The 16,516-nt window shown below is 62.8% G+C and carries 13 protein-coding genes; 4 read left to right on the top strand and 9 right to left on the bottom strand.

The window, feature by feature from the left end:
• Positions 1 to 56: 56 nt before the first annotated feature.
• Positions 57 to 1,100 (top strand): quinone-dependent dihydroorotate dehydrogenase, encoded by a 1,044-nt coding sequence (locus tag KY494_RS23695; protein WP_219888442.1) that lies wholly within the window; start codon positions 57 to 59, stop codon positions 1,098 to 1,100.
• A gap of 217 nt (positions 1,101 to 1,317) precedes the next feature.
• On the opposite strand, the gene KY494_RS23690 is transcribed toward KY494_RS23695, so the two are convergent.
• Genes KY494_RS23690 through KY494_RS23680 form a run of 3 tightly spaced genes read right to left on the bottom strand, consistent with a single transcriptional unit; the run spans position 1,318 to position 7,165 of the window.
• Positions 1,318 to 2,820, bottom strand: a complete 1,503-nt coding sequence (locus KY494_RS23690; protein WP_219888441.1) for an efflux transporter outer membrane subunit — start codon at positions 2,818 to 2,820, stop codon at positions 1,318 to 1,320.
• Positions 2,817 to 5,999 (bottom strand): efflux RND transporter permease subunit, encoded by a 3,183-nt coding sequence (locus KY494_RS23685; protein ID WP_219888440.1) that lies wholly within the window; start codon positions 5,997 to 5,999, stop codon positions 2,817 to 2,819. Before KY494_RS23685 ends, KY494_RS23690 begins: the two co-directional genes overlap by 4 nt.
• On the bottom strand, positions 5,999 to 7,165 hold the full coding sequence (locus tag KY494_RS23680; RefSeq protein WP_308836396.1) for an efflux RND transporter periplasmic adaptor subunit: 1,167 nt from the start codon (positions 7,163 to 7,165) through the stop codon (positions 5,999 to 6,001). The genes KY494_RS23685 and KY494_RS23680 overlap by 1 nt, the downstream gene beginning before the upstream one ends.
• A gap of 445 nt (positions 7,166 to 7,610) precedes the next feature.
• Here KY494_RS23680 and KY494_RS23675 point away from each other — a divergent pair, with 445 nt between their 5' ends.
• The 3 genes from KY494_RS23675 to KY494_RS23665 all read left to right on the top strand — a co-directional run bounded on the left by KY494_RS23675 (position 7,611) and on the right by KY494_RS23665 (position 11,141).
• Positions 7,611 to 10,034 (top strand): TonB-dependent siderophore receptor, encoded by a 2,424-nt coding sequence (locus KY494_RS23675; RefSeq protein ID WP_219888439.1) that lies wholly within the window; start codon positions 7,611 to 7,613, stop codon positions 10,032 to 10,034.
• A 145-nt stretch (positions 10,035 to 10,179) separates the two neighbouring features.
• Complete coding sequence (locus KY494_RS23670; protein ID WP_219888438.1) at positions 10,180 to 10,791, top strand: DUF2185 domain-containing protein; 612 nt, start codon at positions 10,180 to 10,182, stop codon at positions 10,789 to 10,791.
• Positions 10,788 to 11,141 (top strand): MmcQ/YjbR family DNA-binding protein, encoded by a 354-nt coding sequence (locus KY494_RS23665; RefSeq protein WP_219888437.1) that lies wholly within the window; start codon positions 10,788 to 10,790, stop codon positions 11,139 to 11,141. The genes KY494_RS23670 and KY494_RS23665 overlap by 4 nt, the downstream gene beginning before the upstream one ends.
• Here KY494_RS23665 and KY494_RS23660 read toward each other — a convergent pair.
• From KY494_RS23660 to KY494_RS23635, 6 genes are all read right to left on the bottom strand, one after another.
• Complete coding sequence (locus KY494_RS23660; RefSeq protein WP_219135943.1) at positions 11,138 to 12,070, bottom strand: CysB family HTH-type transcriptional regulator; 933 nt, start codon at positions 12,068 to 12,070, stop codon at positions 11,138 to 11,140. The two genes, KY494_RS23665 and KY494_RS23660, sit on opposite strands and share 4 nt — an antisense overlap.
• A gap of 13 nt (positions 12,071 to 12,083) precedes the next feature.
• Positions 12,084 to 13,154 (bottom strand): sulfate/molybdate ABC transporter ATP-binding protein, encoded by a 1,071-nt coding sequence (locus KY494_RS23655; RefSeq protein WP_219888436.1) that lies wholly within the window; start codon positions 13,152 to 13,154, stop codon positions 12,084 to 12,086.
• A gap of 1 nt (position 13,155) precedes the next feature.
• Positions 13,156 to 14,082: a sulfate ABC transporter permease subunit CysW gene (gene cysW / locus KY494_RS23650; protein ID WP_219888435.1), complete on the bottom strand. Its 927-nt coding sequence runs from the start codon at positions 14,080 to 14,082 to the stop codon at positions 13,156 to 13,158.
• Positions 14,079 to 14,888 carry a sulfate ABC transporter permease subunit CysT gene (gene cysT / locus KY494_RS23645; RefSeq protein ID WP_099408869.1) on the bottom strand — a complete coding sequence of 270 codons (810 nt, stop codon included), beginning with the start codon at positions 14,886 to 14,888 and terminating at the stop codon, positions 14,079 to 14,081. Before cysT ends, cysW begins: the two co-directional genes overlap by 4 nt.
• A gap of 348 nt (positions 14,889 to 15,236) precedes the next feature.
• The gene (locus KY494_RS23640; RefSeq protein ID WP_219888434.1) at positions 15,237 to 15,875 is read right to left on the bottom strand and encodes a peroxiredoxin; all 639 of its coding nucleotides are present in this window, start codon (positions 15,873 to 15,875) and stop codon (positions 15,237 to 15,239) included.
• 42 nt (positions 15,876 to 15,917) lie between these two features.
• Positions 15,918 to 16,484 carry an alpha/beta hydrolase gene (locus tag KY494_RS23635; RefSeq protein WP_219135940.1) on the bottom strand — a complete coding sequence of 189 codons (567 nt, stop codon included), beginning with the start codon at positions 16,482 to 16,484 and terminating at the stop codon, positions 15,918 to 15,920.
• Positions 16,485 to 16,516: the final 32 nt, after the last annotated feature.

The following is a 16,516-nucleotide window of genomic DNA, read 5'->3' as shown; positions in this document are numbered from 1 at the left end:
TTTCGCGCGCCGCCAGCCCTTCCCGGCGGCCTGCGCACCACCCTAAAAGCGCCCCCATGTCTGAAAAATTCCTGTACTCCCTCGCCCGCCCGCTGCTGTTTTCAATGGATGCCGAAGCGGCCCACCATCTCACCCTGCCCGCCCTGAAACGCGCCAGCGCGCTGGGCCTGACCAAGCTGGCCGGAAAACCGGCGCTTGATCCGCGCACGGTGATGGGCATTACCTTCCCCAATCCCGTGGGCCTGGCCGCCGGCCTGGACAAGGATGGCGCCTACATCGACGCGCTGGCCGACCTGGGTTTTGGCTCCATCGAAGTGGGCACCGTCACGCCGCGCGCGCAGGCGGGCAATCCGAAACCGCGCATGTTCCGCCTACCGCAGGCGCAGGGCATCATCAACCGCATGGGTTTCAACAATGGCGGTGTGGACGCCTTCGTGGCCAACGTGCAGGCGTCGAAGTTTTACCAGAACCGCGCCGGCGTGCTGGGCCTGAACGTCGGCAAGAACGCCGACACGCCCATCGAACGGGCGGCCGACGATTACCTGCTGTGCCTGGAAAAAGTCTACCCGTATGCCAGCTATGTGACGGTGAACATCTCGTCGCCCAACACGAAAAACCTGCGCCAGTTGCAGGGCGCGTCCGAACTCGACGCCCTGCTGTCGCAGCTCAAGGATGCCCAGGCGCGCCTGGCGGACAAGTACAAGCGCTACGTGCCGCTGGCCCTGAAAATCGCGCCGGACATGGATGGTGAACAGGTCAAAAGCATCGCCGAGTCGCTCACGCGCCACCGCATCGATGGCGTCATCGCCACCAACACGACCCTGTCGCGCAGCGCCGTCGAAGGCATGCCGCACGGCGCGGAAGCGGGCGGCCTGTCGGGCGCGCCCGTGTTCGAACTGTCGAACAATGTCATCCGCCTGCTGAAGGCGGAACTGGGCGATGCGCTGCCCATCATCGGCGTGGGCGGCATCATGCAGGGCAAGGATGCCTTGGCCAAGTTCGAGGCGGGCGCGCAGCTGGTGCAGCTGTACAGCGGCCTGATTTACGCCGGTCCGGCCCTGATCAAGGATTGCGCGCGCGCACTGCACGGCACACGATGACCTTCGGCGAACAGAAACTCCCAGTGACTTGAGGACGTCAGCCGACCGGCACCTCTCATCGCTGACCAGTCGATCCAACAGCCGAGCACAAGGTTGTATTCATCTACTGGAGTAGGCTCTCAGTGTTTGGCCTGCAACACTGGTGGTCAAGAGATACGACGCAAGGCCCGGGCGGCCCGCCATACACAGGATCGGCCCGGGATGCCGCTAAGTAAGGTCAATTCCTGTCGCTGAGTTGTTTCGCGAAGCGCGATCGAGGAATGGTCCGGGCGCCGCCGCAGTCGTCATTTGTCTGCGCACAAACCTCCCAGCCGCCGCCCAGTGCCTTGTAGATGCTGACAACGGCAAGCCGCTGGTTGGTGCGCGCGACCGCGAGTCCACGCTGACTGGCAAAGTCGGCGCGTTCCGCTTCGAGTACATCCAGGTAGAGGCCTTCCCCCTCCGCAAACCGCAGCCTGGCAAGATGCGCCGCCTCGCGATTTGCCGCCGACTCAAGCAGCCGCAGTCCAAGCGTGCTGCCGGCGCTGCCATAGGCCTTGAAGGCATCCTCCGTTTCCTGTAGTGCGCGCAACACGGTCTGGTCATACGCGAGCAGGGCCGCCTGGGCACGTGCCTCGCTGGCGGCGATCCGGGCGCGCACGCGCCCCCTGTCGAGCAGATTCCAACGCATCACCGGGCCGAGGAAGCTCGACTGCATTCCAGCGTCACCCATGGCATCGAGACTGCCCCCAACGAGCCCGATGGAACCGAGCACCTGGATCTCGGGGTAGAGACCGGCCGTCTCCACCCCGATCCGCGCGGTCGCCGCAGCAAGGTTTCGTTCTGCCGCCGCAATATCGGCGCGCCGTGCGAGCAGCGTGGCGGGATCGCCCACGGCGATCGTCCGCACTGTCAGCGCTTCACGCGCTGGCATGGCAGCGGGAAGGCTGAACGTTTGCGGGATTTCGCCCAGGAGGATGGCCAGTGCGTTGACGGAAGCCGCGCGGCGGCGTTCCAGCTCGGGCATGGCTACCTCCACTGTGCGCAGCAAGGCTTCGGCACGAAGCCGGTCAAGTTCGCTGGCAGCACCCACGCTCATCAGGCGCTCGACCAGCGCCAGGCTGTCGCGCTGGCTTTGCCGGATGCTGGCGACAACAGCGAGTTCAGCCTCGATGCCGCCCAGCTCGAACCAGGTGCCCGCCACTGCGGCGGCAACGCCCGCCTGCACGCCGCGCAGCAACGCTTCGCGTGAGCCCGCCAGCGCCCGTCCCGCCTCCACGGAGCGCCGCACGCGGCCAAACAGGTCGATTTCCCAGGCAGCGTCGACGGTGCCGCGATACGTCTCGCTCTGACGCGGCTGGCCCGGTAGCGTCTCGATCTTGCTCAAACGACGCTGCTCGTAAGCAAGCGCGGCTCCGCCACTCGGCAGGAAGCCCTGCCGGTCTTCGCGCAGCAGGGCTTTTGCCTCCGCGAGCCGAACGGCAGCGATGCCGACGTCATGGTTGGCCGCCAGCGCCCGCTGGATCAGGGTGACCAGCACCGTATCGTCGAAGGTGCGCCACCACTCCACCTCGACCGCCCCCGGGATGAAACCGGCGTGCGCCTGGCCGGTACCACTGGAGAACTGCGACGATGGCAGCGACGGCGGCACAGGCCGTGAATAGTCGGGGCCGACCGCGCATCCGGCCAATACGATCAGCGCACTGAGCGACACTACAACTGTTTGATACGGGCGGTTCATGACGTGCTCCTGTTCATGCTGGTCCTGGTCGTTGGCGCGCGACGCTCGAAGCGGGCCGCCAGGGCGCGCATCACCACATAAAACACTGGCGTGAGGAATAATCCGAACAGTGTCACGCCGAGCATGCCGGCGAAGACCGCGATGCCCATGGCATGGCGCATCTCGGAGCCGGCGCCACTGGCGAACACCAGCGGCACGACGCCGGCGATGAAGGCGAGCGAGGTCATCAGGATGGGCCGCAGCCGCAGCCGGCAAGCCTCGATGACCGCATCGAGCGGGCTCGCCCCTTCCATTTCCAGGCTACGTGCGAACTCGACAATGAGGATGGCGTTCTTCGCCGCCAAGCCGACGAGCACGATGAGCCCGATCTGTACAAAGATGTTGTTGTCGCCGCCCGCCAGCCACACGCCGATGATCGCGCTCAGCAGACACATCGGCACGATCAGCAGGACCGCCAAGGGCAGCAGCCAGCTGTTGTACTGTGCGGCGAGGATCAGATAGGCGAGCAGCACGCACAGCGGGAAAATGAACAGTGCCGAATCGCCGGCCAGCTTTTGCTGGTAGGTGAGGTCGGTCCATTCAATACTCATGCCTTCAGGCAGCAGCTCCTTCGCCAGGCGTTCCATGACAGCAACCGCCTGCCCCGAACTGACACCGGCCATCGCGCCACCCGAAATGTCGGCCGACGGGTAGCCATTGTAGTGAACCACGCGGTCCGGACCGGAACTGGGCGTGACGATGACAAACGACGACAAAGGCAGCATGTCGCCGGCTGCATTGCGCACCTGCAAGCGGCCGATGGCCTCGGCCTGCATGCGGTGCTCCGCATCGGCCTGGGCCGTCACCTTGTAGGTCCGGCCGAAGCGGTTGAAGTCGTTGACATACAGGGAACCGAGATAGATCTGCAGCGACTCGAACACGTCGGCCAGGCGCACTCCCTGGCTCTTGACCTGGGTGCGATCGATGGCGACGTCGAGTTGCGGGGCATTGACGTCCATGCTGGTCATGAGTCCGGCCACCTGTCCCGACTCGGTGGCTTTGGTCATCAGAATATGGGTCTGCTGGACCAGGGCATCGAGTCCGGCGCTGCCGCGATCCTCGACCAGCATCTTGAAGCCACCGGTCGCGCCAAGGCCGGGCACGGGCGGCGGCGGGAACACGCCGAGGAAACCGTCGGGAATGCCGGCGAATTTCGCCTGCAGGCGCCCGGCGATCGCGCTCGCGGTGAGATCGGGGGTCGTGCGATCCTTGAACGGGTCGAGCATGACGAACATGACTGCGGCGTTCGGCACATTGACGAAGCCGTTGATCGACAAGCCAGGGAAGGCAACGACGCTTTCAACGCCAGGCTCATCCAGCGCGATCCTGGACATCTGCCTGGCGACCGCCTCGGTACGCTCCAGCGACGACGCGTTCGGCAGCTGAGCGATCGCAACAAGATAATATTTGTCCTGCATCGGCACGAAGCCCGGCGGCACGGCCTTGAAGCCGAAGAAGGTCAGCGCCAGCAGGCCGCCGTACACCAGCAGCGCCACGCTGCTGACCCCGACGACCTTGCGCACCGTGTTGCCATAGGCATCAGGCGCGCGCTGGAACGGCCGGCCCAGCATTTGAAACAGGCGCCCGGCGCGGCCACGCAGGCTGCGCGGGTCATGCACGGCCTCGGCCTCGGCCTTGCGCGGCTTGAGCAAGAGGCCGGCAAGCGCCGGACTGAGCGTGAGCGAATTGACGGCCGACAAAATGGTCGAGATGGCGATCGTCAGCGCGAACTGGCGGTAGAACTCGCCCTGCAGGCCGCTCAGGAAGGCGGTCGGAATGAACACGGCGGCGAGCACCGAGGTGATCGCGATGATGGGGCCCGTGACCTCGTCCATGGCGCGCCTTGCCGCTTGCCTGGGCTCTTCGCCATTTTCGATGTGACGTTCGACGTTCTCGACCACCACGATCGCGTCGTCGACGACGATGCCGATCGACAGCACCAGGCCAAACAGGGACAGGGTGTTGAGCGAGAATCCCATCAGATGCATGACGGCGAAGGTACCGATCAGCGACACCGGCACCGCCATCAGGGGGATCAGCGAAGCGCGCCAGTTGCGCAGGAACAGCACCACCACGATGACGACGAGAATGATCGCCTCCAGCAAGGTGGTTGCCACCGATTCAAGCGAGGCGCGCACAAAGACCGTCGGGTCATAGGCGATGCGCGAGCTCAGTCCGGCCGGGAAATTGCCCTCCAGCCGCCGCATGGTATCCCGTACCGCCTGCGAAACGTCAAGCGCGTTGGCGCCCGGACTCTGAATGATTTGCAAGGCGACGGCCGGCTCGCCGTCAAGCAGGCTGCGCAGCGCATAGGCATCGGCCCCCATCTCGATGCGGGCGACGTCGCGCAGGCGCGTCACCTGGCCTTCGGCGCCCGTGCGGATGATGATGTCGCCGAACTGTTCCTCGTCGGTCAAGCGTCCGAGCGTGTTGACCGTCACCTGGAAGGCGGCACTGGAATCGGGAGACTGGCCGACGGAGCCGGCTGCCACCTGCACGTTCTGTTCGCGTACCGCGGCAATCACGTCGCCGGCCGTCAAGCCACGTGCGGCGATCAGGTTAGGATCGAGCCAGAGCCGCATGCTGTATTCGCCCGCGCCCCAGACCAGGACGTCGCTGACGCCGGGGATGCGGGACAGCTCGTCGCGCACCTGGAGGTAGGCGTAATTCGACATGTACAGGGGATCGTAGCGTTTGTCGGGCGACAGCAGGTGGACCACCATCAGGATGTCCGGCGAGGTTTTCTGTGTGACGACGCCCTGGCGCTGTACTTCTTCAGGCAAACGCGGCAGCGCGCGCGAGACCCGGTTCTGCACCTGGATCTGCGCCATGTCGGCATTCGTCCCCTGCGCGAAGGTGGCGGTCAGGATCATGCGGCCATCGGTTGCCGATTGCGACGACATGTACAGCATGCCCTCGACCCCGGTAATGGCCTGCTCGAGCGGCGCCGCCACCGTTTCGGCGATCACCTTGGGATTGGCGCCAGGATAGGAAGCGGTCACCTGCACGGTCGGCGGCGTCACGGCCGGATATTCGCTGAGCGGCATCTGGAAGAAAGCCACGATGCCGGCGAGCACCATCAGCACCGAAAGGACGATGGCAAAGATCGGGCGATCGATGAAGAAACGTGGGAAAGACATTACGCGCCTCCCGAGGTTTTCGGCACAGCAATGGGCGTACCGTCAATCGCCGCTGACTGTGGCGTCACCTGCATGCCGGGGCGCACCAGCCCCTTGACGACGATACGCTCGCCGGGCTGCAGCCCTTGCTCGATCACGCGCAAACCGTCGACAACGGGGCCAAGCTCGACGGGTCGGTACTCCGTCTTGTCGCCTTTGCCCACCACGAGCACATAGCGGCGCCCCTGATCCGTGCCTATCGAATGATCGGCAACCAGCACCCTGGCTTGCGGCGCCCCCGTCTCCAGCCTGACCTTGGCAAACAGACCGGGCGTCAGTTTTCCATCGGGGTTGTCGACCACGGCGCGGACACGCACCGTCCCCGTCCCGCGATCAGCGGCGTTGGCGAGGAAATCGACACGGCCGGACCGCGAATACGTCTTGTCCGTGGCCAGCGCCACCATGACCTTGGCCGCCTGCGTCCCATGCGGGGCGGCATTGGCCCGGCCGGCTGCAAGCGAGCGCAAATAGGTGCGTTCGTCGACATCGAAATAGACATGCAGCGGATCGATGGACACGATCGTCGTCAGGGGCGTCACGCCACTGGTGACGTAATTGCCCTCGGTGACGAGGACTTGCCCGACACGTCCGCTGATCGGCGCCGTGACGCGCGTGAAACTCAGATCCAATTGCGCAGTATCTCGCGCAGCTTTTGCGGCATCGACCTGTGCCTTGCCGGCATGTAGCGCCGCCGTTGCCATGTCGAGACGATCACGCGCGACGATCTTTTTGGCGAACAGCTGTTCGGCTCGCGCATACTCCGCCTGGGCCAGCATCGATGCCGCTTCAGCCTCGCTCAAGCGCGCTGTCGCGGCATTCAGGGCGGCCTGGAACACGCGTGGATCGATGTCAAAGAGCTTGCGGCCCTTCTCGACAAAGCGTCCTTCAGGCAAGCTCACGTCCTGAATGTAGCCGGCCACCTGCGGGCGCAGTTCAACCCGTTTGACCGCGGTCAGCGAGCCGTTGAACTCGACATACGGTGTTGCCGGACGAACGAGCACTTCGGCCACGGGAACGCTGGGCGGCTTTGCGGCTGCGGGAGAGGATGCCGTCTGCTTGCATCCGCTGATGGTGAATGCTGCGCCTAGCACCGCAGTGATCAGGGTTATTGGTTTGACTTTCATCATTGTGCCTTTCGCGACTGGAGTCGACTTGGTTTTGTTGATCTGAAGCAGATCCCATAGTCGTTATCCGAGGTGACACACTTGGAAGGTCAAGCATTTTTTGAATTCGAGAGCTGTGCTCGCACAATCACAGTCTGAATATTTCTTCGGACAGCCATGGGCAGAAAGAACGTGTTCTTCATGCCAGACTACCGATGCTGATTGCATATAGTCGTATTTATACAACAGCCAGCAATTTACTGCGGTGCAGCATTGCAGCCTGCCATGCCCGGTCGTATGCTGGAGACAAGGCCATATGCACTACTCGCGCCATTTTGACGAGTATCAGACATTTATTGCATATCGATAGACAGAACAATTCGTAAGCACGCCGTTCGCCCGCTGCTAAGCTGATTTCGTCATCGGACCGTCATGGTCCGCGCAACCACTAACCGAAGAGATATTGTCGATGAGTTCCAGCACCGCCCGCTCCCAGCTTCCCGCCCTCCCCTTGAAAACCGTCCTCGCCGCCAGCCTGATCGCCTGCTTCAGCCTGCCAATGCATGTGCAAGCGCAGCAAGAACTGCCGGCCGAAGGGGAGTTGCAATCGGTGGTGGTCACCGGTACCTTCGCCAAGAACCGCCGCACCATCGATTCCGAATCGCCGATCGACATCCTCACCTCGCGCGACCTGCAAAGCACGGGTTCGGGCGAACTGGCCACCGTGCTGGCGCGCCTGCTGCCATCGCTGAACTTTGCCCGCGCCACGGGCGCCGACGCCAGCGACGCCGTGCGTCCGGCGCAATTGCGCGGCCTGTCGCCCGACCAGACCCTGGTACTGGTGAACGGCAAGCGCCGCTACACCTCGGCCGTGGTCAACGTCAACGGCTCGCTGGGCCGCGGCTCGGCGCCCGTCGACCTGAACGCCATTCCGCTGGCCGCCATCGACCATGTGGAAGTACTGCGCGATGGCGCGGCGGCCCAGTACGGCTCCGACGCGATCGCCGGCGTGATCAACATCATCCTGAAAAAAGGCGCGGCCGGCGGCGATATCGAAGTGGGCTATGGCCAGACGCAGGAACGCGACGGCAAGCAAAAATCCATCAAGGGTTCGGCCGGCTTCGCCCTGGGCGACGACGGCTGGGTGCGCGTCTCGGCGGAAGTGGCGGAACGCGACCCGACCAACCGTGCCGGCGCCGATTTCCGCAATCCGCTGGAACCGCGCTACGGCAAGGTCAACCAGCGCTATGGCGACCCGGAAAGCAAGCCGGCGACGATTTTCCTCAACAGCGAATACCACATCAATGACAATGTGGACTGGTACGCCTTCGGCAACTATGGCAAGCGTGATACGTCGGCCGCCGCCACCTGGCGCACGGCGCTGATCACGGACCCGAATAATTCGAAGCTGTTCGTCCAGCGCACGCCGCTCTTCCCGGAAGGCTTTTTGCCATTACAAAACAGCACATTGACCGACCAGTCCATCGTCACAGGCTTGCGCGGTGAAGCGGCCGGCTGGCGCTGGGATGCCAGCCTGAACTACGGCAGCAACAAGTTCGAACTGGACCTGGACAACACGGTCAACCAGTCGCTGGGCGCAGCCAGCCCCACGCACTTTTATGCCGGCTCGCTGAAAAACGAACAGACCGTGTTCAATCTCGATGCGGCGCGCGAATTTTCCGTGTCTTACTTTACGGGACCGCTGACGGTCGCCGTCGGTGCCGAAGCGCGCCATGAAAAGTACAGCATCGGTGCAGGCGACGCAGCGTCGTACACGGGTGGCGGCTCACAAGGCTTTGCCGGTTTCCGCCCTGCCAATGCGGGCAGCCATTCGCGCCACAACGAATCGATCTATGTGAACCTGGAGGCGGAAGCGACGAAAAACCTGTCGGGCGGGGTGGCCCTGCGCCATGAGCGCTACAGCGACTTCGGCAGCACCACCTCGGCCAAGGGCTCGGCCCGCTATTCGTTCAGCGATGCGCTGTCCCTGCGCGGCACCGTGTCGAGCGGCTTCCGCGCGCCATCGCTGGCACAGCAGTACTACACCATCACCACCACCAACTTCCAGGTCGTCAACGGCGTCAACACGCCGATCGAGACGGGCACCTTCGCCGTCAACACGCCACAGGCGCGCGCCCTGGGCGCACAGGACCTGAAACCGGAAAAGGCCCGCAACTACAGCCTGGGCCTGCAGTTCCAGCCCAACCGCAACTTCACGACGACAGTGGACGCCTACCGCATCGACATCGACAACCGCATCCTGTTCTCGGCCAATCTGATACTCAGCAATGCTTTGAAGAACATCCTGGCCGCCCAGGGCACGCCGGTGGGCTCGGGACGCTATTTCACCAACGCCGTCGACACGCGCACGGAAGGCGTGGACATCGTCAGCACCTACCGCATCGACCTGCAGGACAAGGACCGCCTGGACCTCACCGTGGCCTACAACCATAACAAGAGCACGGTACGGAAAATCGCCGACAATCCGGCCATCCTGACGGCCAACAACCTGAAACTGATCGACCGCCAGAGCATCGACCGCATCACGGTGGCGTCGCCGAAGGACAAGTTCAGCCTGGCCGCCGACTACGGCTTCGGCATCTGGAACGTGCACGGACTGGTGACGCGCTACGGCAGCTTCACCGTGCCGCAAAACGATGTCAAGCTGGACCAGACGTATGATCCGCAATGGGTGCTGGACGTGTCCGGTTCCGTGAAACTGGGCAAGAACTGGCGCCTGGTGGCCGGCATCGACAACGTCACCAACCGCTACCCGGCGCAAGTGACCAGCAACGGCAACCTGAACGTCAACGGCACGCAGCCTTACAGCATCTTCGCGCCGAACGGCTTCAACGGCCGCTATTACTACGCCAAGGCGGGTTATAGCTGGTAATAACTGGCAATAGCAACGCAGCACGGGAGGCATCTGCCTCCCGTTTTTTATTCCGGCCTATCAAATACAGTCCTGGCGTACGGGTGGCCATCCTGGCAGGCAATCGGCTACCATGGACATTCCCCCACTCTGACGACGGAATACCATGCCCAGCTGGCATCTGACCGACGCCGCCGATCTGGCGGCGCGCCATCCCTACACTTTCTATAAATCGCCGCCCGAGGCCATTGCCCAGGTGCGCCCCGGCGAGGTGGTCAAGCTGATCTTCGCCTTCCACAGCGACGATCCGCAGGCGCCGGGCGCCGAACGCATGTGGGTGCTGGTGGAGACGATCGAACCGCATGGCCATTTCACAGGCAAACTCGACAACATGCCCGGCTACATCGCCGACTTGCAGGCCAAGGACCCCGTCGCCTTCGAAGCGCGCCACATCATCAATACGCAGCACGACGATGACGATAACCTCGTCAACCGCTATGCGGGCCTGTGCTTCGTGACGAAACGCGTGCTGGAAGACGGCGCGCCCGTCGGCTATCTGTACCGCGAGGAGCCGGACAACGACGACGACAGCGGCTGGCGCTTCACGGCCAACGACGAGAGCGACGACTACATCAACGACAGCGCCAACGTGGCGCTCGTCTCGCTCGGCGCCGTGCTCAGCGTGGACGACCGCTTCATCCGCCTGCTGGACGCGCCTGCCGGGTCAGCCTATGCTTTCGACCACAGCACGCAACAATTCAAGGCGGTTGACGAATGACAAGCGATGAACTGAAAGACTTTTGCGCGGTCCTGCCCGGCGCGCAAGCCGTGCTGTACGGTGCGCCGTCGAACATCCTCGTGTATGCAGTGGCGGGGAAAAAATTTGCGTATTTCAAGACCAGCATGCCGGAACAATGGCGCTTCAGCCTGAGGGTCAGCGCGGAGCGCTTTATCGAGCTGACGGACATGCCGGGCGTGAAACCGGCCCGCTACATGGGCCGCTTTCACTGGGTCAGCATCGTCGACGTGGCGCGCTTCCCGGCCGATTACCTGGCGGAACTGGTGCAGGATAGCTACGCGCGCGCCGTGGCCAGCCTGACGCGCGCGCAAAGGGCGGCCATCGCCTAGAGCGCTTCCTCGCCCGCCATGGCGCGGTCGATGTCGGCGCGCGTCAGGTCCGGCGCCAGTTGCAGGATGAATTCGTAGGCGTAGGCACGCAGGTAGGCGCCGCGGCGCACGGCCAGGCGCGTCGTGTTGGTGGCGAACAGATGCGACGCTTCTACCGCCCTTAGTCCCTTGTCGCGGCCATGGTCGAAGGCCATCGAGGCCACGATGCCCACGCCCAGGCCCAGCGCCACATATTGTTTGATGACGTCGGAATCCATGGCCGTCAAAATAATATCGGTGGCCACGCCCGCCTTGGCGAACGCGTCGTCGATATGGCCGCGGCCCGTGAAACCCTTGTCATAGGTAATCAACGGGTATTTCGCCAGGTCTTCCAGGCGGATGGGCGAATGTTCGAGCAACGGATGGCCGTCCGGCACGACGATCAGATGGCTCCAGCGGTAGCACGGGAACGACACCAGGTCGGGGAACTGGCTCAGGCCTTCCGTGGCGATGCCGATATCGGTCTTGCCTGACAGTACCCATTCCGCGATGTGCTCGGGCGCGCTTTGTTGTAGCGCAATACGCACGTCGGGATAGGCGGCGCGGAAGCCCTGCACCACTTTCGGCAGCGCATAGCGCGCCTGCGTGTGCGTGGCCGCCACGGACAAGGTACCACTGGTCTGGCCGCTGTATTCCAGGCTGGCCTGCTGCAGGTTTTCCGCCTCGATCAAGAGGCGGTCGACGATTTTCAAAATGCCCTTGCCCGGCTCCGTCAAGCCCGTCAAGCGCTTGCCGTTGCGCTCGAAGATGACCACGCCCAGCTCGTCCTCGAGTTCGCGGATTTGCCGGCTCACGCCCGGCTGCGACGTGAACAGGGCGTTGGCCACTTCCGTCAGGTTATAGCCGCGGCGGGCCGCTTCGCGGATCGAACGCAGTTGTTGAAAGTTCATATATTTTCAGCCTTTAGGTTCTTGTTGGTTCAACGAACACATGGAGGCGTTTCGGGCGAACAACTAACGTCTCGCCCTCCTTCAGTTGCAGATGCGTAAACCGCTCGTTCGACATCACCGCTTCGATCAGTTCGCTGTTATCGATGCGCTGCAAGTCCAGCTGGGCCAGCGGGCCGATGGCATGCGCGCGGCTCAGTTTCACGACGATGCCTTCGGCGCCCTGCGTGTAGCGGTCGATTTCCAGGTCGTGCGGACGCACATAGGCCGTGCCCTTGCTGTCGCTCACGCCCGCATAGTCGGGCACTTCGAAGCTGGCGTCGCCGGTCGCCATCACACCGTCATGCACGCGGCCATGGAACAGGTTGACGTTGCCCAGGAAGCCATACACGAAAGGCGACGCCGGGTGGTTGTAGACTTGCTCCGGGGAACCGAGTTGCTCGACAGTGCCCTTGTTCATCAATACGACCTGGTCGGCCACTTCCAGCGCCTCTTCCTGGTCATGCGTGACGAAAATGCTGGTGACGTGCAAGTCGTCATGCAGGCGGCGCAGCCAGCGGCGCAATTCCTTGCGCACCTTGGCATCGAGCGCGCCGAACGGTTCGTCCAGCAGCAGCACGCGCGGCTCCACAGCCAGCGCGCGCGCCAGGGCGATACGCTGGCGTTGTCCGCCCGACAGCTGCGGCGGATAGCGGTCGGCCAGCCAGTCCAGCTGCACCAGCTCCAGCAAATCTTTCACTTTACGGCGGATCTGGTCTTCCGACGGGCGCTCGCTGCGCGATTTCACGCGCAAGCCAAAGGCCACGTTTTCAAACACGGTCATGTGCTTGAACAGCGCGTAATGCTGGAACACGAAACCGACCTGGCGCTCGCGCACGTGGCGGTTCGACGCATCTTCCGCATCGAGCAGCACCTGGCCGCTGTCCGGATGTTCCAGGCCGGCAATGATGCGCAACAAGGTCGTCTTGCCGCAACCCGACGGGCCCAGCAGGGCCGTCAATTCGCCGGCGGGAAAGTCCAGCGAGATATTGTCGAGGGCGACGAAATCGCCGAAGCGCTTGTGGATGTTTTTAACTACGATGGTCATATCAGTGCTCCGTGGAACGTAAGGCGGAATCGTCGGCGTCGCTCTCGTTCAAACGCCACTCAATAAAGGCTTTCAAGGCCAGGGTCACCAGGGCCAGCAAGGCCAGCAGCGAGGCGACGGCAAACGCGGCGGCGAAGTTGTACTCGTTGTACAGAATCTCCACCTGCAGCGGCATGGTGTTCGTTTCGCCGCGGATATGGCCGGAGACGACGGACACGGCGCCGAACTCGCCCATGGCGCGGGCGTTACACAGGATCACGCCATACAGCAAGCCCCACTTGATGTTGGGCAAAGTCACCCGGCGGAACGTGTTCCAGCCCGAGGCGCCCAGCACGAGGGCAGCCTCTTCCTCTTCACTGCCCTGCGACTGCATCAGCGGGATCAATTCGCGCGCGACGAAGGGGAAGGTAATGAAGATGGTCGCCAGCACGATGCCGGGCACGGCGAACAATATCTTGATGTCGTGTTCCTGCAGCCACGGACCGAACCAGCCCTGGGCGCCGAACATCAGCACATAGATCAGGCCGGAAATCACGGGCGAGACGGAAAACGGCAAGTCGATCAGGGTCAGCAGGATGCTCTTGCCGCGAAACTCGAACTTGGCGATGCACCAGGACGCCGCCACGCCGAACACCAGGTTCAGCGGCACGGCGATGGCGGCCGTGATCAGGGTCAGCTTGATGGCCGAAATCGCGTCCGGATCGATGATGGCGGCGATGTACGCTTCCCAGCCCTTCTTGAACGCTTCGGCAAACACGGCCACCAGGGGCACGATCAGGAACGCCGTCAGGAACAGCAGGGCGATGGTGATCAATACCGTGCGCACCCACAATGGCTCCAGCACGACGGGGCCGACATTCGGTTCGAAACGGCGCGCTTTTGGCGGCGTATCTTCCACAGTCGCCACGGCGGTGATATTCGTACTCATGATTTCTTCGCCTTTCCGCGCGTCCATGCTTGCAACAGGTTAATCGTCAACAACAGCAGGAAGGACACCACCAGCATCACCACGGCAATGGCCGTGGCGCCCGCGTAATCGTATTGCTCCAGCTTGGTAATAATGAACAGCGGCGTGATTTCCGACACCATCGGCATGTTGCCGGCGATAAAGATCACGGAACCGTACTCGCCCGTGGCGCGGGCGAAGGCCAGCGCAAAGCCCGTCAGCAAGGAGGGCAGAATCGTGGGAAAGATGACGCGGATAAACGTTTGCAGGGAATTGGCGCCCAGGCTGGCGGCCGCTTCTTCCAGTTCCTTTTCCGCGTCTTCCAGCACCGGTTGCACGGTGCGCACGACAAACGGCAAGCCGATGAAGGTCAGCGCCACCACCACGCCCAGCGGCGTGAACGCCACCTTGATGCCCAGTACGCCTTCGATGAACTGGCCGAACCAGCCGTTCGACGAATACAGGGCCGTCAGGGTGATGCCGGCCACGGCCGTCGGCAAGGCGAACGGCAAGTCGACCAGCGCATCGATGATGCGCTTGCCGGGGAATTTATAGCGCACCAGCACCCAGGCCAGGATGCCGCCAAACACCACGTTCAGCAGGGCGGCGATCAGCGAAGCGCCAAATGTCAGCCGGTATGACGCCATCACGCGATCGGACGTGACGGCGCTGAAGAAGGCATCCCACGTCATGGTGAAGGTTTTCAGGAACACCGACGACAGCGGAATGAGAACGATCAGGGCCAGGTAAAAGAGCGTGAAGCCCAATGACAGCTTAAAACCCGGCATGACCCGAAACGGCGCTCCGCGCGCCTTGATCGGTGCTGCTGATGCTGATGCTGCAGACATAGAAACCCCTTCTTATTACATTTTTGAGTTATAAGGTGCAATATTCACATGCATTCGTTATAAAAAGAACTAACCATTTCTCATTTGCTTAGATGGATTTTGCATACTTGCTTGCAGAATCGACGGACGAAAAAAAGGGGTCGGACCCTGCGGGTCCGACCCCGGCTTTTGAGGTGGGGTTGGGGTGGGCACACACTTAACCCAACACCTTGACGGCTGGGGTCAGACCCGGCGGGGAAATGCGTCCTAGTAGAACGCATTTCAATCGCGAAGCGACTGACCCCGTTCTTACCTGTTCGGCTGCAGCGTCAAGCGCAAGTATGGCTTGGCAGCCGTAAAGCCCTTCGGATATTTTTGCTTGATCACATCCGGATCTTGCACGGTCAATGGAATGATGACGTCGTCGCCGTCTTGCCAGTTACCGGGCGTGGCCACCGTGTAGCCATCCGTCAGCTGCAGGGCATCGATGACGCGCAGGATTTCATTGAAGTTGCGGCCCGTACTGAGCGGATACGTGAGGATCAGCCGTACTTTCTTGTTCGGGTCGATGATGAAGACGGAGCGCACGGTGGCCGTGACGGACTGTTCCGGGTGGATCATGTCGTACAGCACCGATACCTTTTTGTCGACGTCGGCGATGATGGGGAAGCCCACCACCGTGTTTTGCGTCTCTTCGATATCCTTGATCCAGCTCTTGTGCGACTCGGCCGCGTCCACGGACAGGGCGATGGCCTTCACGTTGCGCTTGTCGAATTCCGGCTTGAGCTTGGCCGTCAGGCCCAGTTCCGTCGTGCACACGGGGGTAAAGTCGGCCGGGTGGGAAAACAGCACCACCCAGGAATTGCCGGCCCACTCATGGAACTTGAGCGTACCGATCGAGCTGTCTTGTTCAAAATCAGGGGCGACATCGCCCAGGCGTAAGGTCATCGTGATCTCCTTGTGAAGTTGTGTAGCGGGATGTTCGTCGTATCAGGCTGCCTGACGGTGGCGTTTGTCGCTTTGCGCCAGATCAAACAGCGTTTGCAGTTGCGCCTGACCGTAGACCCAGTCGCCAAGGCGCGATTCGGCGTTGATGTGGCCGAGCTCTCCGCCATCGATGTACTTGCAATTCCAGCGCCGCGCCCACTGCGCCGCGTGTTCGGCCGTCATCCACGGGTCCGTCTGGCTGGCGATCAAGATGCCGGGGCAAGGCAGGCGCTTTTGCGGCAAGGCTTGCGCCACGCCAAACTTGTCCGGGTCGGCCGGTCCCACCAGCAGCACGCCGGCCACGCCCTGCGGGTCGCGCGCCAGGCTGTGCGCCGTCGCCAGGCAGCCGAAGCTGTGGGCGACGATCAGGGTCGGGCGCGCATCTTGCCGCCGCACCTGGTCCAGGCGCGCCGACCAAGTGGCCAGCTCGGGTGCGTTCCAGTCATCCTGCTCGACCCGCTCGAATTGCGGATACAGGCGCTGCCAGCGGCTCTGCCAGTGCTCGGGACCGCTGTTATGCAAGCCCGGCACGATCAGTACCCGGTAATCGGAAAAGCTGCGCAGCGCCATGATGTGTCCTTGCGTGATCGATTCCGGCAAGC

Source organism: Janthinobacterium sp. PAMC25594 (assembly GCF_019443505.1).
Lineage (GTDB): Bacteria > Pseudomonadota > Gammaproteobacteria > Burkholderiales > Burkholderiaceae_D > Janthinobacterium.
Note: the sequence above shows the minus strand (reverse complement) of the source record. Positions and strands in the feature narration are given on the sequence as shown.